Below are 14,492 nucleotides of genomic sequence, written 5' to 3'. Positions count from 1 at the left end.
TTTTTATGTAATTATTTAACGAGACGAACGCTTAGCGGATACTTGTAAGATTCGCCCTTATTGGCTTTCACGGCAGCAATGATACTAAAGATCACATTCAGCAACCATAATACACCGAGCAGGTTTGTCCAGCCCCATGTACTATAAAACTCCCCTCTTGCATGACGCCAGAAGCTGGTAAGCGACCAGAAGCCGGTTACAATATTATTGATCAGGTTTACAATCACCGCTGCAATACTCAGGGTGATCTGGAAATTGATCGCTTCTTTTCCCTGGTTATCTACAAAAGTGGATTCATTCCTTTTGATAAGCCAAAAAACAAGTACGCCAATGATGTTACCGACGGTAGGTAATATCAGCATACCAATAATTCCCCCCAGGTGTACAAGGGTTCCCCAGGTTCGTTCATCATTCTGATTCATAAAATAGAGATTAAATATAATGCGGGAAGTTAACAGCTTATTTCAGGATATCAAAAAAGAGAAGAAAAAAAACTACAAACCTGTAAGCCGGATTCTGTTTCTGCCCCGGCAAGCCGGGACAGACTGCTATCATTTATCTGCGACAACGTTCGCACGTTGTCTGTATCTGCCTACCCTCGGTCATCGGGCGAGCAGCCCTCAATCGACCGTATACATGGCATTTCAGCACGCAAGGTTTACCCGCACAAACAGTTACCTGCCTGCACCGTGGGCTCTTACCCCACATTTTCACCCTTATCTGCCGAAGCAGACGGTTATTTTCTGTGGCACTTGCTGTTCCCGGTTTGCACCGGGACCCACCCGTTAGGTGGTGCGTTGCTCTGCGCTGTCCGGACTTTCCTTCCCACTGAACAAGTCAGCGAAACGATAGCACGGTTTGTAGTTGAAGCGCGAAGGTAAATAAAAATATTACCTAAACGTTATTTCTGTAGCCCCATAGCCGTATTTGGCGTGATATTGATTCACAAAGCTGGCTACTTCCGGCGTTTGTTTCAGGATCTGGTGAATTTCGTCTTTGAGCTTTCCCTTTCCGATACCATGAATCACGATCAGGTTATGCTGATGATGACTGATAGCCAGTTCCAGGTAACGCTGGAAGGCATTGAGCTGTATAGCCAGGATGGCAATGTTGCTCAGCCCTTTCCAGTTTTTTTCGAGTGCCTCGATGTGCAGGTCTACTTCTTGTTTGGGCTCCAGCGAAGTTTCGGGCTGCAGTTGTATTTTACTTAACAGGCTGGCAAAGTTTCCCGATCCAACGGTGGCAATGGGTGCCTTCTTTTTTGCCTGTTCCGCCGGTGCCGGTGGTTCGGGTTCTTTCTCCGGAAATTTATCAAACAGCGGGTAAGTGATGGTAGCTTCCGCTTTGGTACGCAGTTGCTCCAGTTGTACAAACATCTGTTTGGGCTTGATCTTCCAGGTTTTCTTTACAGAAGTCGCCAGCTTGGGCTGTGGCTCTTTCAGGAAAAATGTAAACTCAAACCGTGGATTATCATTCAGCGATTCAAAGATAAGATCAGCGAGATAGAAGTGATTATAAGGGTGTATTTCGTTCTTGATTTCCAGGTCCAGCTGATTATTCAGCCATATCTGGAAATAGAAGCGCATGGCATGCGGCGTATCATTAAACAGGTGAAACTTCATCAGCTTCACGGTTTCATCGTATCCATCCATCTGGTATACCGGCAAAACAGACAGGAACATGCCCTTATCTGTTTTAAACACTTCATACTTGCTTCTGTCTACTTTGATTTCGTCGCCGGGAATCAGTTTTGGCTTTTCTTTGACCAGTTTCTGCTGGGTAAAACGATGGAAATAAGGGAAGTCGATCTGATCCAGGTACACCGGAAAAGACGTTCCTTTCACCTCTATCATAACCATATTATCATTCACAATGTCAACAACCGTTCCTTCTTCTTTTGAACTCAACAACAAGATGTTGTCGCCTTTTTGGTATTTCATAATTGCATTCTTCAACTGCAAAAATAGAATATTGAAGGGATATGCGTGGAAGAGATTTAAAGATTTGCCTGATCAGGCGGAGACACAGCTCCTTATTGCCATTAAAATGGTAACACTCACCTGCACGGCTATATGAAGAAAGCGTTATTCAGCGTACTTCCTGGTCCTTGTTTTTTCAGGATGCCGCCGCATGTAGTCGTCTACCGAAATGCGGCCACTGCCTTCTATCAGGAAGAAGATCAGCAGGAACAGCACCAGTAAGGAAATACCCATGACCGGGTATACTGTAAACAGCCCTGTTGGAGAATGAACAAAAAATACAGCCCCCAGCAATACCGGGATATTCACCAGCGCAGAAACCCTTGTAAGCAGTCCCATAGCGATGAACAGCCCTCCTACTGTGTGTGCGAATACAACATAATGTCCCAGTAATATGGACAGTGTGGCCAAAGCCGGGCTCTGGTTAATCATGGAAAGCAGTGCGTCCCTGTCCTGTACAAACCGGACGCCTACATACATGAGAAATACCCCCAGCAGAATGCGAACCACACTCAGCCAATTCGGGTGATGTGTATCACCCCAGTGTTCAACCCGTTGTAGCATGTTCATAAAATATAAATTTTAAGATCAAAGAGCTACCCTGAAGTTACGAAGATTTAAGCTTTTGTGGCCAGCTTACTGTTGGTATAGCTGTAGAGGAAATAGATGGTTAATCCTACCGCGAGCCATACCGAGAAAACGATCCAGTTTTTAAGCGCTATTTCTGTCATCAGGTAAAAACAGCTGAGCATCCCCAGAACCGGTATCAGCGAGAGCTTGCGGGTGAGTGAGAAATAAGAAAGTGCAATGGTAACGAGCACAAATATGTAGAAGGGAATATTATGTTTCCATACCTCCCAGCCGCCGGCGAAGGAAAGTTTTGTCATGATTTCCTTACTAAACAGGAAAACGAGTACCACTACAATGCCCGGAACTATAAACTGCCCGTTGATATAAGGCAGTTGAAACCGTTTTACCGTTGATTTTTCCTCCCTGGGCAGAATGAGTACACCGCCGCAAACCAGGATAAAGGCAAACAGGGTACCGATGCTGGTCAGATCCGTAACGATGGTCAGGTTCAGGAAAAGCGCGGGAATACCCACCAGGATACCCGTGATAATGGTAGCGAAAGAAGGCGTTTTAAACCGGGGATGTATTTTGCTGAAGCGCTTTGGCAGCAGGCCATCGCGGCTCATGCTCATCCAGATACGCGGCTGGCCGATCTGGAAAACCAGCAGTACGCTGGTAGTGGCCACCACGGCGCTCACAGAAATAAGATAACTGATCCAGGGCAGGTTTACCTGTGTGAAAACATAAGCCAGCGGGTCGTTTACCTTCAGGTTATAATACGGCACCATGCCGGTGAGCACAAATGAGATGAGGATATAAAGTACGGTACAGATAATCAGGGAATAGATCATGCCTTTGGGCAGATCCCGCTGCGGGTTGGCGCATTCTTCGGCCGTGGTGCTTACCGCGTCAAAGCCGATATAAGCAAAAAATACGGCCGATACCCCCTTCAGCACACCAGAGAACCCATTGGGCATAAAAGGGTGCCAATTGGCCTTATTTACGTAAAAGAAGCCTACTACAATCACAAACAGGATCACCAGGATCTTCAGGGCCACCATAAAGTTGGCACTTTTCTTACTTTCCTGGATGCCTACATAGGCCAGGTAAGTTACCAGCAGTACAATCAGAAACGCCGGGAGGTTCACAATGAAGGGGATGCCTGCAATATGCGGCGCCGCGGCAATGGTTTCGGGAGTGGCGCTGTCGTAGTTACTGGCCAGCCAGTCGGGTAAACTGAGGCCGATACCACCTAAGAGGTTATTGAAATATCCGCTCCAGGAAATGGCTACGGCGATATTGCCAATGGCATATTCCAGGATCAGGGCCCAGCCGATCACCCAGGCGGCCAGTTCTCCGAAAGTAACGTAAGAGTAAGTGTAAGCGCTGCCGGATACCGGTACGCGGGAAGCAAATTCTGCATAGCAGAGTGCGGAGAATCCGCAGGTAACTGCTGTAATCACAAAGAGCAGGGAAACGCCTGGTCCGCCGTGGAAGGAGGCTTCGCCAATGGTGGAAAAGATCCCGGCCCCGATAACCGCTGCAATTCCCATAGCGGTAAGGTCTTTCACCTTCAACACCTTATTCATCCCCCCTGTTTCATGACCATCTGACAAACCGTCTTTGGCATCTTTAATAATGGCAGTAAGTGATTTTTTCCGAAACAGCGAATTTGACGACATTGGCTAAGGAATTACGTTTACAGTTGTCTTTAAATTTAATGAATATGATTGTCTTGTTCTCTAAAAAACAATAATGCTGATTGCCCTGATTAAATCTTTCAGAAAAAATCAATGCAATCAGCAATATCACTTTCATCCTGAATAAGACAAGCGCGAATATAATGCGAATTTGAATACGAACCTTATTGCTGACGGTTTAAGAGGTAGTTAGCCACTTCCATCAGTGCAGCCTTGCGGTTAGACAATACCGCCACATTATCCAGGCTCTGGAAAGCCAGCTGCTGGAAGCGTTCTTTTTCCTTCTCGGCCCATTCATCCACTTTACAACTGCGGAATAATGCCAGTACCCGTTCCACTTTATCGGCCGGCGACGTTTCCATCAGCATTTTCAGCTCCGCCCGTTGTTCCGGGGTACACAGCTCCAGCGCCTTCAGGAGCAGGAATGTTTTTTTATTAACGAGGATGTCTCCCCCCTGCTGCTTGCCAAATTTTTCAGGGTCGCCAAAAGCATCCAGGTAGTCGTCCTGGATCTGAAAGGCAATACCAATATTTTTACCAAAAGAATAAATATGCTGCTGGTTGCCTTCGCCGGCGCCGCCTATGATAGCGCCCAGCTGCAGGCTGGCGGCGAGTAACACGGAGGTTTTAAGCCCGATCATATGTACATAATCGTCGTACTGCACCTTTTCGGGGTCCATGCCTTCAAAGTCCATATCGAGCTGCTGCCCTTCACACACTTCAATGGCGGCTTTATTAAATACGGAGATGATCTTTTGTTTGTAGTGCGCTTCTATCTTGTTCAGGCGCTCATATACATAAATGAGCATCACATCACCGGCCAGGATTGCCGCAGGTTCGCCATATACCGTATGAACGGTGGGTTTACCGCGGCGAATCGGCGCTTTATCCATGATGTCATCATGCAGTAACGTAAAATTATGAAACAGTTCTATCGCACTGCCCACCTCAAATGCATCCGTACGCAGGTCATCAAATAATTCGTTCCCCATCAGGCACAGTACAGGGCGGATCCTCTTTCCGCTTATTCCCAGGATATGGGACGCTGCATTGTATAATTTACTGGGCTGTTCCGGGAACTGTTGTTTTTCAAAATGCTGACTAAACTGCGCTGTTAAATCTTTGAATGAATGCATTGCTGTTGGCTCGTGTTTTATTATTTACTCTTTTTCTTTGACTTGCTTTTATCAGCTGCCTTCTTTGCCGGTGCGGCTTTTTTAGGGGCAGCTTTTTTGGCTGGCACTGCTTTTTTGGCTACTGGTTTTGCAGCAGCTTTCTTCGCGGGTACGGTTTTCTTAGCTACCGGTTTTGCGGCGGCTTTCTTCACTGGTACTGCTTTCTTAGCAACTGGTTTGGTAGCAGCTTTCTTTGCAGGTAAGCCTTTCTTAGCCACTGGTTTTGCGGCAGCTTTCTTTGCAGGTACGGCTTTCTTAGCTACTGGTTTGGTAGCAGCTTTCTTCGCGGGTACCGCTTTCTTAGCTACTGGTTTTGCAGCAGCTTTCTTCGCGGGTACTGCTTTCTTAGCTACTGGTTTTGCAGCAGCTTTCTTCGCAGGTACTTCTTTCTTCGCAACCGGTTTTGCTGCAGCTTTCTTTGCGGGTACTGCTTTCTTTGCTACCGGTTCAGCAGCAGCTTTCTTTGCGGGTACTGCTTTCTTAGCAGCCGGTGCTGGTTTTGCAGCTGCCTTCTTCGCAGGTGTTTTAACTGCGGGTTCCTGTTTAGGAGTTGTTTTCTTAACAACCACTTTCTCAGCCACCGGCGCGGGAGCTGGTGCAGGTGCAGGAACTACCGGTACTGGTTTTTCTTCCGCTACCTTTTCAGTCACTTCTTTCTTCGGTTTCTTTTTATGCACAGGTACAGGTGCCGGTGTTGCCGGTACTGCGGGCGTTTCTGGTGCATCCGGTGTTACCGGTACCACATGCGTTTCCACAATCACCTGGTCAACAACCGGTAGTGGCTTGGGTTCGCCGAGCGATACTTCCGGTGCCCTGTGAGGTGCTTTGGCTTCCTGTTCCCAGGGCTTATAGCGTTGTTTGTCTTTTTTCTTCTTCCGGTCCTCACGACGATCATCACGACGATGATCACCACCTTTACGGTCGTCACGGCGGTCTTCCCGGCGTTTATGCTGGAACGGAGCGGCAGCAGGTGTGCCGGTGCCGGTCAGTTCATCTTCCAGGTCGTAGTCCAGCTGGCGTTTGGCCAGGCTGGCGGCCACCACGCGGATACTCACTTTTTCGCCTATACGAAACTTGCGGCCCGTGCTTTGGCCCACGAGGGAATATTCCCCTTCATTATATTGGAACTCTTCTCTTTTATTCAGATTGTGAATGCTGATCAGTCCTTCGCACTTGGTATCCATTGTTTCCACCCAGAAGCCGAAATGCGCTACGCCACTGATCACGCCATCGAAGGTATGACCAATGAACTGCTGCATGTATTCCACCTGCTTGTATTTGTTACCGGCGCGTTCTGCTTCCATGGCTTTACGTTCCATTTCAGAGCTGTGTTTGCATTTCTGCTCCATTTGCTTGTCGGGGCGCACGCTGTTGGCAAGACATTCCGCCAATACGCGGTGTACCAGTACATCGGGGAAACGGCGGATGGGGGAAGTGAAATGGCAGTAGTCCTCGAAACCAAGACCATAGTGCCCCACGTTATTCACCGTATAAATGGCTTTGGCCATTGTACGGATGCCCAGCGTTTCCAGTACCGGTTGTTCCGGTTTGCCTTTCACCTGTGCCAGCATTTTATTGAAAGAGCTGGCAATACTTTCCGGTGTGCTGAGATCGAACTTATAACCGAATTTTCCGGCGAACAGTGCAAACACCTTCAGCTTTTCCGGATCGGGCGTATCATGCACACGGTAAGGGAACGGGATAGGCTGTTTATTGATCCGCAGCTTGCCCACATATGCAGCAATGGTCTTATTGGCCAGCAACATAAACTCTTCGATCAGCTGGTGCGCTTCTTTGCTTTCTTTGATGACAATGCCAATAGGCTTGCCGGTTTCATCGAGTTTAAAGCGTACTTCCTGTGAGGAGAAGTTAATGGCACCATGCGCAAAACGCTGTCCACGCAGGGTTTGGGCGATGCGGTTTAACAACATCACTTCATTCCTATACGGACCGTCAGATTTGCCTTCTATGATTTCCTGTACTTCTTCGTAGGTAAACCGGTGATCAGAATGGATCACGGTGCGACCAATCCAGTGCTGCTTCACCTCTCCTTTTTCGTTCATCTGGAACATGGCGGAGAAGGTCAGTTTATCTTCGTGCGGACGCAGGGAACAAAGCTCGTTGGAGATCTTTTCCGGCAGCATCGGTAATACACGGTCGGGCAGATACACGGAGGTAGCCCGTTTATCGGCTTCTTTATCGAGTTCAGTGCCAGGCAGTACATAATGACTTACATCCGCAATATGCACGCCCAGTTCATACAAACCGTTTTTCAGTAACCGGATGGAGATGGCATCGTCAAAATCTTTGGCATCCACCGGATCGATGGTCATGGTGAGGATTTTGCGGATATCTTTCCGTTTACCTACTTCTTCTTCAGAAATATTTTCCTGGATGGTATCCAGTTCGGCTATTACCTCTTTAGGGAAGCTGAGGGGGAATCCTGCTTCAATGAGGATTTCCTTCATGGCCAGGTCGTTGGTATCGCTGGCATCCAGGATTTCCACGATTTCGCCTACGGGTTTGCGTGATTTTTCTCCCCAGGCTACTATTTTCACCACGGCTTTATCGCCGCTTTTCGCTTCTCCGAGGGAGTTTGCGGGGATATAAATATCCGGCATAAACAATCCCTTTTCGGGGATGAGGAAAGCAAAACTTTTGCTGACCTGCAGGGTACCGGTAAATTCGGTTTTATTTCGTTTAAGGATGTCCGTTATAATGCCTTCCATGCGGCCGTCGTTATGGGCTGCTTTCAATACATCCACCAGTACTTCATCTTTATCGAGGGCGGTATGCAGGTTTTTCTGCTTCACCATGATGTCTTTTGTAAGGCCATCCACGATCACAAAGGCCATTCCGGACCTTGTTACTTCCAATATGCCTTTAAAGGTTTTCTTCTGGCTATGGCTTTGTTGGGGGTTGTTAGGGTTATGATTACCGCCTTTTTTATTTTTCTTTTTTCTACTCATGTTAGTCGTAAGTTATTGTTGACCGGGCGCTGGCAGGTGCCGGCCTATGTAGTCAAAAATAAAGTTATTAAATAATTCTGCTTCTCCGAAGAGGAATGCAATCTCCACCGGAATAACAGCAATCTGCAGATTTTGTTCTGCCAGCATTCCTTTGAGCAGATGTAATCTTACCGCATCCTTCTCTGTGGTAATAACAATCTTTTCTGTGCCGGGCAGGTCGCTGCATTCTTTTTTTATTTTTAGTATATCCTTCTCCGTATAATAATAATGATCGGGAAAAGACAAGAGGTATACCTGTTCGTAACGTCGTTTCAATTCTTCGAGCAATGGTTCGGGCCTTGCTATACCACACGCCAGCAATACGGTTGCTGATTTGGGGAGGGCCACCGGGTGATGGGTGATCATATCGGACAAGGCGCCGTATTGCAAGGTAGTGAAAAAGAGCCGCTGATGAGGCAATGGTTTAATTTCTTTTTCCAGGGCCAGCTTCTCTTCCTTGCTCATGGCCGGCGGACACTTGGATACAATAATACAGTCGGCCCGTTGATATCCCTGTCTTCCTTCCCTTAAACGGCCAAAAGGTACTACATGATCCCGGGTAAACAACCGGCTGTAATCGGTGATCATGATATTAAGACCGGGTTTTATGGAACGGTGCTGGAAAGCATCATCGAGCAGTACCACCTGGGTATCGGGTTCATCTCCCAGCAGCTGCGGGATGGCCAGCATCCTTTCTTCCCCCACACATACCTTGATATCCGGGAATTTATCGTGAAACTGCATGGGTTCGTCCCCGATATCGGCGGCAGTGCTTCTTTCATCGGCCAGGATGTAGCCGCTGGTACGGCGGTTATACCCCCGGCTGAGGGTGGCAACTTTTAAATGATCCTTCAGCAGGCGGATCATGTATTCCACGTGCGGGGTTTTCCCAGTGCCTCCCACCGACAGGTTGCCCGCGGCGATCACAGGGAGGTCAAATTCCACGGCAGTGAGCAGTCCTTTATCATAAAATCTGTTCCGCAACCACATCACCAGGCCATACAGCAGGGAAAAAGGATATAAAAGAATATTCAGGTATTTAAGCACGGTTGTTTATTTAAATTGATAAATGTGATCCGGGGTAACCACCGTATGCAGCGGTACATCCCACGAATCCGCGTCTTCTATCTGCAGCACGGGTTCAAACAGCGAGAGGCCGATGGTACGCACATCCGGCCGGCATTGTTTAAGAAAACGGTCGTACATGCCTTTGCCGTATCCTACCCGTTGCCCGTGCCGGTCGAAGGCCAGCAAAGGTACAAATACAAGGTCTATATTTTCCGGTGGTACCCCTTCCCCCTGGTCCGGTTCCGGGATGCCGAACTTGTTTTTTACCAGGATGGTATTGGTTTTCCAGAGATAATGATTCATCTCGCCGGTTTTCATGTCCGAGCGGGAAAGCACCCATTCCATTTCCGGCCATTGGGCTCTCCCCCATTTTACCAGGGGCCAGGTATCTACTTCTTTTTTTTCAGAGATAGGGAGAAAGATATGCGCTTTCCTGACGTTGCTGTAATCGAGCTGACGGGCATTCGCCAGCAACTGCTCATTCAGTGCAAGGGCAGTGGGTTCGTCCAGGTTAAGCCGCAGCTCCAGGAAATGTTTTCGTATATCCTTTTTCGTGGTCATGCCAGTAAACTATGCAGCGAGGTTGACAACAACTGTGCCTGTTGTTGAACGAATGCCTTATCTACCGTATCTGTCAGCGGGATGCGGCCAACTTTAGGATACCCGCTCCACTTTACCACATCGTCTTCATTGCTGTGATGGTCGCCGCCAAACACCCATCCGATAACGGGCACGCCTGTATGTTGCAGCATCTTTGCAGTGAGCATCGCATGATTGATGCTGCCCAGGTAATTCTGCGCCACAATGAGCACCCTGGCTTTCAGGGCCACTATCAGGTCGAGTGTAAACAGCTCCTCGTTTATGGGCACCATCAGTCCCCCCGCGCCTTCCATTACCAATGGCCGGCTAACCGGCTGGTGTTGGTCTGCCAGCTGCAGGATACGCGCCATATCGATGGTGCAGTGCTCCAGCCGCGCCGCCAGATGCGGGGAGGCAGGCGCCTGCAGCCGCCAGGCTTCCGGGTGACAAACTGACACCTTGTTTGACAACAAGGAGGATACCGTATCCGTATCTGTGCCTTCCATTAAACCCGTTTGAATGGGTTTCCAGTAATCGGCAGTCAATGCTTCCGTAACACAGGCCGCAGTAATGGTTTTGCCCACACCCGTGCCTGTTCCTGTTATAAAAATCCGTTCACTCATTGCCGCAAATATACGCGAATGTTGTCTTTCTCAGGATTGGACTGATTATGCTGATTTAAGGATTTGATCACTTTGGATTTTAAATGATTTTGGGAGATATAAGCGGTATATATTCACTTATATCTCCCCGATTCTTTAAATCAAAAAAGTAAAATCAAAGTAATCAGTCTAATCCTGAGAAAGACAAAATCCGCATCGCCGAAGGCGATTCGGTTCAATTCCGTATTTTCGTAACCATACAACCTCATTTTTTATGAAATACTGTGATAATATACTCGAAACGATAGGCAATACCCCGATGGTAAAGTTGCACCGCGTAACCGCTTCCCTTCCCTGCACCGTACTGGCGAAGGTGGAGTTTTTTAACCCCGGCAACTCTATTAAAGACCGCATGGCCGTGAAAATGGTGGATGTAGCGGAAGAGAAAGGATTGCTGAAACCCGGCGGCACCCTCATTGAAGGTACTTCCGGTAATACAGGTATGGGCCTGGCGCTGGCGGCCATTATCAGGGGATACAAATGTATTTTCACCACTACCGATAAACAATCCAAAGAAAAAGTGGATATCCTGAAAGCAGTAGGCGCTGAAGTAATTGTTTGTCCTACGAATGTGGAACCCGAAGATCCCCGCTCCTATTATTCCGTGTCCAAAAGACTGGCCACCGAAGTGCCCAATTCATTTTATGTGAATCAATATGATAACCTGGCTAACCGCGATGCGCACTACGAACAAACCGGTCCGGAAATATGGGAACAAACCGATGGGAAAATTACGCACCTGGTGGTGGCTACCGGCACTGGTGGCACCGTTACAGGCACCGGGAAATACCTGAAAGAAAAAAATCCGGGCATTAAAGTATGGGCTATCGACAGTTATGGCTCCTTACTGAAGAAGTATTTTGAAACCGGCCAGCTGGATATGAGCGAGGTGTATCCTTATATTACAGAGGGTATCGGGGAAGATTTTGTGCCGGAGAATTACGACATGAAGGTGATCGACAAATTTGAAAAAGTAACTGATAAAGATGCAGCCGTGATGGCGCGCCGCATCACCAAAGAAGAAGGCATCTTTGTTGGCTATTCTGCCGGATCAGCCATAGCAGGGCTGCTACAGCTGAAAGAAGGACTGAAGCCAACAGATGTGGTGGTGGTTATCTTTCATGATCATGGTAGCCGCTATGTAGGTAAAATATATAACGACCAGTGGATGCTGGAACGTGGTTTCCTGGATGTAAAAACAGTGAAAGATGTAGTGAATGGCCGCCGGAATCAGCCACTGGTAACGATCAGCGCAGATGAGAAAGTAAGTGAAGCCATTGCCCGGATGAAAAAATATGATATCGAGCATATACCTGTAGAACAGGGCGGGGAACTGATTGGGTCCATTTCTGAAAACGGGTTGTTTAACCGCCTGATCGATGACGCCAACCTGAAAGATGCACTGATAAGCCAGGTAATACAGCCATCGTTCCCGCTGGTGAGCCAGGACACGCCTATTGAAAAGCTTTCGGTATACATCAACAGGGAAAATGGCGCGGTACTTACGAAAGACGACAGCGGCAACCACCACATTGTAACGAAGTACGATATCATACAGGCATTGGGCAGATAAAAGAACCACATGTTGTTTACCGATCAGCTCAACAGGCAGATAACGCTTGATCATCCGCCACGGCGGATTGTTTCACTGGTGCCATCCCAAACGGAGTTATTGTATTCCCTCGGACTGGAAAAGGAAGTGGTAGGCATTACTAAATTCTGCGTACATCCGTTAACGTGGTTCAGGGAGAAAACACGGGTGGGTGGCACCAAAAATGTTCACGCCGGTATCATACGGCAGCTTGCTCCCGATCTGATCATTGCCAATAAAGAAGAAAACCTGGCCACTGACATAGAGCCGCTGATGAAGGATTACCCCGTATGGGTGAGTAATATCCAAACATTGGAAGATGCTTATGAAATGATGACCAGCATCGGCGCCATCACCAATCGTGTGCGGGCCGCCGCTGACCTGACTTTCCGGATAAAAGCCGGCTTTGCCTCACTGCAGCCGCTTGCAGCGCCGGTTCCCACCGCTTATTTTATCTGGCGTGATCCCTGGATGGTGGCTGGTGGCGACACCTTCATTCACCAGATGCTGCAGTTATGCGGGTTTCACAATGTATTCGGCGATCTGCCCCGGTATCCGGCTGTTACTGCCAGTCAGCTGGCCGGCAGCGGGTGCCGCAGGGTGTTATTATCGTCTGAACCGTATCCTTTCAAAGAAAAACATATAGCGGAATTGCAGGCCATTTTGCCGGAAGCACGTATCCAGCTGGTTGACGGGGAAATGTTTTCCTGGTATGGCAGCCGTTTGGCAGAGGCACCCGCCTACTTTCAATCGGTGATAGAAAATTAAATCGCCTGAGGCAACTTTCTTCTTTTCACTTGCGTAAACAGGATAACGATCAACTAAAACGCATTTTATGGAAAGAAGAGATTTTGTTTCCAACATTGGATTAACGCTGGCATTAGTATGTACAGCCGGTTTGGCTGCCTGCAGCAAGGGAGGCAGTAATGATCCCGACCCAACTCCCCCGGGCGGCGGCAACGCAAAGCTAACATTGAACCTCGGCAGTGACCTCACCAATGTGGGCGATTTCAGGATCTCCAACGGGGTGATCATTATCCGTACCGGTTCCGGCAATACTGCATCGGCTTTCACGGCCCTTTCCAGCACCTGCACCCACCAGGGATGCACCGTTGCTACTTTTAACAACACGTCTAAATTAATAGAATGTAATGCGCCTTGTGGTCATGGCAGCCGGTATACCACTACCGGGGCGGTGAATACAGGTCCGGCTACTGCTGCACTAACGGCTTACACCATCAAGGTAGATGGTAATGTACTCACCGTTAGTTAGTGTTTCTGCAGGAAGTCGAGTACCCATTCAGCGAATGGTACGGCGCGTACTACTGAATTATGATCTCCGGTTACGGTGCCGTGCATTCCTGCCGGCATCATAGCTGCGAGAGCGCCACCGGTATCATTATCTTCGTCTTTATCCCCCCCGATAACCAATACCGGCTGATGCACGCCGGCCAGCTCCTGTGGTGTAGTGGAGGGCTGGCCAAACTGCATCATGGCGAGGGCGCGCTGATCCAGTCCGGCCTGTTGTACATATTTAACCATAGCGGCCAGTTCGGGCACATCTTTCCCTGAGAGGGCTTCATAAAACTGCCGGCGGCGTGGCCAGGCGGGATCCGTAAAAGCCGTACCCATACCGCCCATTACCGCGCTGCGTACCCTGGCATCCAGCACCAGCAGGCGCGCAACAATAATAGCTCCCCTTGAATAGCCAACTGCCTGGTAGTTATTAATATTAAGATGGGTCATGAGTCCCATGATATCTTTTGTTTCTGCATCGTCGAGGTAAGCGAGACTGTCGTGCGGATGGTCCGACGCACCATTTCCCCTCAGATCGAGGGTAATTACCTTATACCCGTGTACCAGCAGGGAATCGTACAAAGCTGTTTTCTTCCAGGAATCCCCGTTCACAATAAAACCATGTACCAATAATACCGGTGCGCCGGTACCTGTTATTGTATAATGAATACGGGTACTGTCGAAGGAGGTAAAATATAGCAACGAATCCGAAACATTGGCCGCAGATGCTGTAGCAGCGGACATTTTCAGGAATACGCCTGCAAGGAAAAACAGAAATAATTTCATACGGAACCGGATTAATACCGGTTAAAATACATTTTTCTGTTGGTAGAATTAATACGTAAGCGCTTACTTTTCGCTATA

The 14,492-nt window shown here is 48.3% G+C and carries 13 protein-coding genes and 1 other RNA gene; 3 read left to right on the top strand and 11 right to left on the bottom strand.

Annotated features, from left to right (window positions below):
* Nucleotides 1-11: 11 nt before the first annotated feature.
* From PV783_RS19240 to bioD, 10 genes are all read right to left on the bottom strand, one after another.
* Nucleotides 12-422: a DUF4870 domain-containing protein gene (locus tag PV783_RS19240; RefSeq protein WP_079467441.1), complete on the bottom strand. Its 411-nt coding sequence runs from the start codon at nucleotides 420-422 to the stop codon at nucleotides 12-14.
* A gap of 67 nt (nucleotides 423-489) precedes the next feature.
* Nucleotides 490-865: RNase P RNA component class A (gene rnpB, locus PV783_RS19235), an RNA gene on the bottom strand.
* Nucleotides 866-890: 25 nt separating this feature from the next.
* Entirely contained in the window at nucleotides 891-1,940 is a 1,050-nt protein-coding gene (locus tag PV783_RS19230) for a Smr/MutS family protein (RefSeq protein ID WP_133256180.1), read from the bottom strand.
* Between the two features lie 144 nt (nucleotides 1,941-2,084).
* Complete coding sequence (locus tag PV783_RS19225; RefSeq protein WP_079467443.1) at nucleotides 2,085-2,549, bottom strand: DoxX family protein; 465 nt, start codon at nucleotides 2,547-2,549, stop codon at nucleotides 2,085-2,087.
* 47 nt (nucleotides 2,550-2,596) lie between these two features.
* Nucleotides 2,597-4,231 carry an amino acid permease gene (locus PV783_RS19220; protein ID WP_420989211.1) on the bottom strand — a complete coding sequence of 545 codons (1,635 nt, stop codon included), beginning with the start codon at nucleotides 4,229-4,231 and terminating at the stop codon, nucleotides 2,597-2,599.
* A gap of 182 nt (nucleotides 4,232-4,413) precedes the next feature.
* Complete coding sequence (locus tag PV783_RS19215) at nucleotides 4,414-5,385, bottom strand: polyprenyl synthetase family protein (RefSeq protein WP_420989210.1); 972 nt, start codon at nucleotides 5,383-5,385, stop codon at nucleotides 4,414-4,416.
* Between the two features lie 20 nt (nucleotides 5,386-5,405).
* Complete coding sequence (gene rnr, locus PV783_RS19210) at nucleotides 5,406-8,393, bottom strand: ribonuclease R (protein WP_420989209.1); 2,988 nt, start codon at nucleotides 8,391-8,393, stop codon at nucleotides 5,406-5,408.
* A gap of 12 nt (nucleotides 8,394-8,405) precedes the next feature.
* Nucleotides 8,406-9,479 (bottom strand): tetraacyldisaccharide 4'-kinase, encoded by a 1,074-nt coding sequence (gene lpxK, locus PV783_RS19205; RefSeq protein ID WP_420989208.1) that lies wholly within the window; start codon nucleotides 9,477-9,479, stop codon nucleotides 8,406-8,408.
* A 6-nt stretch (nucleotides 9,480-9,485) separates the two neighbouring features.
* Nucleotides 9,486-10,061, bottom strand: a complete 576-nt coding sequence (locus tag PV783_RS19200) for a 5-formyltetrahydrofolate cyclo-ligase (protein WP_420989207.1) — start codon at nucleotides 10,059-10,061, stop codon at nucleotides 9,486-9,488.
* A complete protein-coding gene (gene bioD, locus PV783_RS19195) occupies nucleotides 10,058-10,702 on the bottom strand; it encodes a dethiobiotin synthase (RefSeq protein ID WP_420989206.1) in 645 nt (214 codons plus the stop codon). The genes PV783_RS19200 and bioD overlap by 4 nt, the downstream gene beginning before the upstream one ends.
* Before the next feature lie 253 nt (nucleotides 10,703-10,955).
* Here bioD and PV783_RS19190 point away from each other — a divergent pair, with 253 nt between their 5' ends.
* The 3 genes from PV783_RS19190 to PV783_RS19180 all read left to right on the top strand — a co-directional run bounded on the left by PV783_RS19190 (nucleotide 10,956) and on the right by PV783_RS19180 (nucleotide 13,605).
* Nucleotides 10,956-12,314: a pyridoxal-phosphate dependent enzyme gene (locus tag PV783_RS19190; protein ID WP_420989205.1), complete on the top strand. Its 1,359-nt coding sequence runs from the start codon at nucleotides 10,956-10,958 to the stop codon at nucleotides 12,312-12,314.
* A 9-nt stretch (nucleotides 12,315-12,323) separates the two neighbouring features.
* Nucleotides 12,324-13,100: a helical backbone metal receptor gene (locus PV783_RS19185; RefSeq protein WP_420989204.1), complete on the top strand. Its 777-nt coding sequence runs from the start codon at nucleotides 12,324-12,326 to the stop codon at nucleotides 13,098-13,100.
* A 67-nt stretch (nucleotides 13,101-13,167) separates the two neighbouring features.
* The gene (locus tag PV783_RS19180) at nucleotides 13,168-13,605 is read left to right on the top strand and encodes a ubiquinol-cytochrome c reductase iron-sulfur subunit (protein WP_336388652.1); all 438 of its coding nucleotides are present in this window, start codon (nucleotides 13,168-13,170) and stop codon (nucleotides 13,603-13,605) included.
* Here the strand turns inward: PV783_RS19180 and PV783_RS19175 are convergent.
* Nucleotides 13,602-14,414: an alpha/beta fold hydrolase gene (locus PV783_RS19175; RefSeq protein WP_420989203.1), complete on the bottom strand. Its 813-nt coding sequence runs from the start codon at nucleotides 14,412-14,414 to the stop codon at nucleotides 13,602-13,604. The genes PV783_RS19180 and PV783_RS19175 overlap by 4 nt on opposite strands.
* Nucleotides 14,415-14,492: the final 78 nt, after the last annotated feature.

The organism is Chitinophaga sp. CC14 (assembly GCF_048957795.1).
In the GTDB taxonomy this organism is placed as follows: Bacteria; Bacteroidota; Bacteroidia; order Chitinophagales; family Chitinophagaceae; genus Chitinophaga; species Chitinophaga ginsengisegetis.
The sequence above is the reverse complement of the archived record's forward strand: the minus strand, read 5'-3'. Positions and strand labels throughout refer to the sequence as shown.

What these genes read in the sequence shown, in the direction of transcription:
- PV783_RS19240 (WP_079467441.1), bottom strand. Translation starts at nt 422, where the DNA reads ATGAATCAGAATGATGAACGAACCTGGGGAACCCTTGTACACCTGGGG.
- PV783_RS19230 (WP_133256180.1), bottom strand. Translation starts at nt 1,940, where the DNA reads ATGAAATACCAAAAAGGCGACAACATCTTGTTGTTGAGTTCAAAAGAA.
- PV783_RS19225 (WP_079467443.1), bottom strand. Translation starts at nt 2,549, where the DNA reads ATGAACATGCTACAACGGGTTGAACACTGGGGTGATACACATCACCCG.
- PV783_RS19220 (WP_420989211.1), bottom strand. Translation starts at nt 4,231, where the DNA reads ATGTCGTCAAATTCGCTGTTTCGGAAAAAATCACTTACTGCCATTATT.
- PV783_RS19215 (WP_420989210.1), bottom strand. Translation starts at nt 5,385, where the DNA reads ATGCATTCATTCAAAGATTTAACAGCGCAGTTTAGTCAGCATTTTGAA.
- rnr (WP_420989209.1), bottom strand. Translation starts at nt 8,393, where the DNA reads ATGAGTAGAAAAAAGAAAAATAAAAAAGGCGGTAATCATAACCCTAAC.
- PV783_RS19200 (WP_420989207.1), bottom strand. Translation starts at nt 10,061, where the DNA reads ATGACCACGAAAAAGGATATACGAAAACATTTCCTGGAGCTGCGGCTT.
- bioD (WP_420989206.1), bottom strand. Translation starts at nt 10,702, where the DNA reads ATGAGTGAACGGATTTTTATAACAGGAACAGGCACGGGTGTGGGCAAA.
- PV783_RS19190 (WP_420989205.1), top strand. Translation starts at nt 10,956, where the DNA reads ATGAAATACTGTGATAATATACTCGAAACGATAGGCAATACCCCGATG.
- PV783_RS19185 (WP_420989204.1), top strand. Translation starts at nt 12,324, where the DNA reads ATGTTGTTTACCGATCAGCTCAACAGGCAGATAACGCTTGATCATCCG.
- PV783_RS19180 (WP_336388652.1), top strand. Translation starts at nt 13,168, where the DNA reads ATGGAAAGAAGAGATTTTGTTTCCAACATTGGATTAACGCTGGCATTA.
- PV783_RS19175 (WP_420989203.1), bottom strand. Translation starts at nt 14,414, where the DNA reads ATGAAATTATTTCTGTTTTTCCTTGCAGGCGTATTCCTGAAAATGTCC.